A 3,141-nucleotide genomic window follows, 5' to 3' on the forward strand; every position below is an offset into this window, starting at 1 on the left:
AAGCACGATGCGGGTACCGCAACCCGACATTATCGAGCATTTTGGCAACGCAGATGCCGTGCCGCAGCCGCCGGAGCAGTGCTTAAGCCGTAAGGCGGGAATTGTGCGGTGTTGCCATAAACATCATAAACAGGTTTTTATTATATCATAAACTTTTTGCCCGGCGCATACAATTTGCTTTGAATTTGAACAAAGGGGGCAAACTGTATGAGAAACCAAAACCGCATTACCCCGGCGCAGGCCCGGCAGCTGATGCAGCAGCGGGCCATTTTGTGGGATGTGCGCACCCCGGCAGAGTATGCCGCGGGGCATATTCCCAGTGCGCGCAATGTTCCGTTGGACCGGCTGGAAGAGGAGCTGCCGAACCTGCCGTCCAACGGCCACCCGGTCATTGTCTGCTGCCGCAGCGGGCAGCGCAGCGCCATAGCGGCGGAGCTGCTGGCCCAGGCGGGGCGGCAGGTGTACGACCTTGGCTCTATCAACTGCTGGGATGGCCCGCTGACACGGTAATAAGGAGAAGCCCATGAAGCGCTGGTACAACCGAAAGCCCGAAACGATGCAGGATTGGCTGATGCTGTTTGCGGTGGCTGCCGCGCTGCTGGCTGCGGTGTGGTATCTGCCCGCCATCGCGGCTGCGTTGCGGGTGCTGCTGGGGCTGGCAACGCCCTTTGAGGGCGGTTTGGCGCTGGCCTATGTGCTGGATATTCCCGCCCGCTGGTTTGCCATCCACCTGTTCGGAGGGCGGCGCGGGCCGGGTATCCTGCTGGCGTATCTGGCACTTTTTGGTATAGTTGCGGCACTGGTGGGGCTGGTTGTACCGCAGCTGGTGCAAAGCGTGGGCAGCTTTACCGCAGCTCTGCCCGGCTACCTGGAAAACGCGCAGGCGTTGCTGGAGCTGGTGCAGGCAAACTATGGGGTGGATACCACCAGCCTGAGTGAACTGCTGCTGAATTCCGGCAGCAGCGTGGAAAGCTTCCTTTCCGGCCTGGCCCCGCAGTTGGCCCAGGCGGCCATGGGGGCGGCGGGGCAGGTGGTGAATGGTTTTCTGGCGTTGGCGGCCTCGGTGTACCTGCTGTGCGGCAAGGCGGAACTGCTGCATACTGCCCGCCTGGCCCTGCGCACTGCGCTGCCGCCGCGCACCGCGGGTAACGTGCTGGGCGTGTTTGCCATGGCCAACAAAACGTTCAGCGGCTACATTGGCGGACAGCTGGTGGATGCTGTATTGGTTGGCGGCGAAACGTTTGTGTTAATGCTTTTGTTCGGCATTCCGTATGCGCCGCTGATCAGCGTGGTGGTGGCCGTTACCAACATTGTGCCCATGCTGGGGCCTTATCTGGGGGCGGTGCCGGGGGCAGCGCTGCTGCTGTTCAGCGGCCAGCCGGTGCATGCGCTGGAATTTTTGGTCATTGTTCTGGTGGTGCAGCAGGTGGACGGAAACTTTATTGCGCCGCGCATTCTGGGCAGCGCCACGGGCATTTCCGGCCTGTGGGTGCTGGCGGCTATTGTGGTGGGCGGCGGACTGTTCGGCATTCCGGGCATGGTCATCGGGGTGCCGGTACTGGGGGTGGCGGCCAACCTTGCCAAAGCGGCCCTGCCCAGGGAACCGGATGGGGAAAAAACAAAACCGGGCGGGGAAACATAGCGCGGAACCAGTGCAACATATTTCACCACACTGTTTGCATAATGTTAAGATTTTTCCCCTTGAAAAGCCGCCGTTAGATGTTACAATTAAACTGTAAGAGTTTGTGCCGCCGGTGGCGGTCAAGTAGGGGCAGAACAGTTTTTGCAGGCTGGCAGAGCCCCTTATGTCAGGAGAATGTGTATGAATGAGCAGAACGACCATATTTGGATGCACAAAAAACCGGAAACGGTTTTTGACTGGCTGGCGATCATTGCCATCAGCATTGCGCTGTACCTGATGCTGGGGCACCTGAATGTGTTTGCCGGCGGCATTGCCAAGTTTTTGGATATTGCGGCCCCTTTTGCCAGCGGCATTGTGATCGCCTATGTGCTGGACTGTATTGTGCGCCCGGTGCAGCGGTATGTGATGAAAGAAAACCCCAAGCTGCGCTGGCTTTCGATCCTGATTGCGTACATTGTTGCGGCGCTTATCATCACGCTGTTGGTTTCCATGGTGGTGCCGCAGGTCGTTTCCAGCATTACCATGTTGTTCACCAACCTGCCGCTGTACATATCCAATGTGCAGAACCTGCTGGATATGCTGCAAAACCGTTATGGCCTTGATTTGAGCCGGGCAACCGAAATGCTGGATAATTACGAAAGCATGATGAACAGCCTGACTGAAGTGCTCAAATCCTCGGCACCGCAGATCATGGCGTATGTTTCCGGTGTGGCATCCAACGTGGTGGATATTTTTACTGCACTGGCTTCCAGCGTGTACATGTTGGCCGAAAAAGACAAGCTGTTGCGCCAGCTGCGCACCATGGTGCACGCGTTTTTCCCGCCGTATATTGCAGATACCGTGCTGGAAACCTGCAGCTTTGCCAACAACAATTTTGAAGGCTTTTTTGGCGGCAAAATCATTGATTCTGCCATCATTGGCGTGCTGACTTTTGTCTGCTGCACCATTTTTGGCATCGAGTTTGCCCCGCTGATCGCGGTCGTGGTTGGCATTACCAACATCATCCCGGTGTTCGGCCCCTTTATCGGCGCAATCCCCTGTTTGCTGATTCTGGTGTTCGTCAACCCGTTTGATGCTCTCAAGTTCCTGATTCTGATTATTGCCATCCAGCAGGTGGACGGCAATATCATCGGCCCCAAAATTTTGGGCAAGTCCATCGGCGTATCGGCCCTGTGGGTGCTGGTGGCCATCGTGATCGGCGGCGACTTGCTGGGGGTTGTGGGCATGGTCGTCGGCGTGCCTACTTTTGCCACATTCTATGGCCTGCTGCGCCAGTTTACCGCCTGGTGCCTGGAGCGCCGCGGCATTGATGCCGAAGGAAACCCGCGGGCGAAGCAGGCAGAACCCGCACAGCCGTTAAATGAAAACCAAGTTCAGCCCCGGAATGGAACCGAAAATCAGCCCGCTGCCGTGCAGCATTAAGGCAATACCGCATAATTCTAAGTGCCGATACGGCGAGCGAGGTGCGGCAGATGCCAAGCCAAAAGCGCAGATAATAC

3 protein-coding genes are annotated in these 3,141 nt (G+C 57.4%); all 3 read left to right on the top strand.

Going from position 1 to position 3,141, the window contains the following annotated elements; translation table 11 throughout:
* Window positions 1-207: 207 nt before the first annotated feature.
* The 3 genes from C4885_RS15820 to C4885_RS15830 all read left to right on the top strand — a co-directional run bounded on the left by C4885_RS15820 (window position 208) and on the right by C4885_RS15830 (window position 3,064).
* Window positions 208-510, top strand: coding sequence for a rhodanese-like domain-containing protein (locus C4885_RS15820; RefSeq protein WP_114001254.1), 303 nt, complete (start codon window positions 208-210; stop codon window positions 508-510).
* A 13-nt stretch (window positions 511-523) separates the two neighbouring features.
* Entirely contained in the window at window positions 524-1,642 is a 1,119-nt protein-coding gene (locus tag C4885_RS15825) for an AI-2E family transporter (protein ID WP_114001255.1), read from the top strand.
* A 180-nt stretch (window positions 1,643-1,822) separates the two neighbouring features.
* Complete coding sequence (locus tag C4885_RS15830) at window positions 1,823-3,064, top strand: AI-2E family transporter (RefSeq protein WP_158538933.1); 1,242 nt, start codon at window positions 1,823-1,825, stop codon at window positions 3,062-3,064.
* The last annotated feature ends 77 nt before the right edge of the window (window positions 3,065-3,141 follow it).

The sequence above is a fragment of the Subdoligranulum sp. APC924/74 genome (genome assembly GCF_003324125.1).
Taxonomy (GTDB): domain Bacteria; phylum Bacillota; class Clostridia; order Oscillospirales; family Ruminococcaceae; genus Gemmiger; species Gemmiger qucibialis.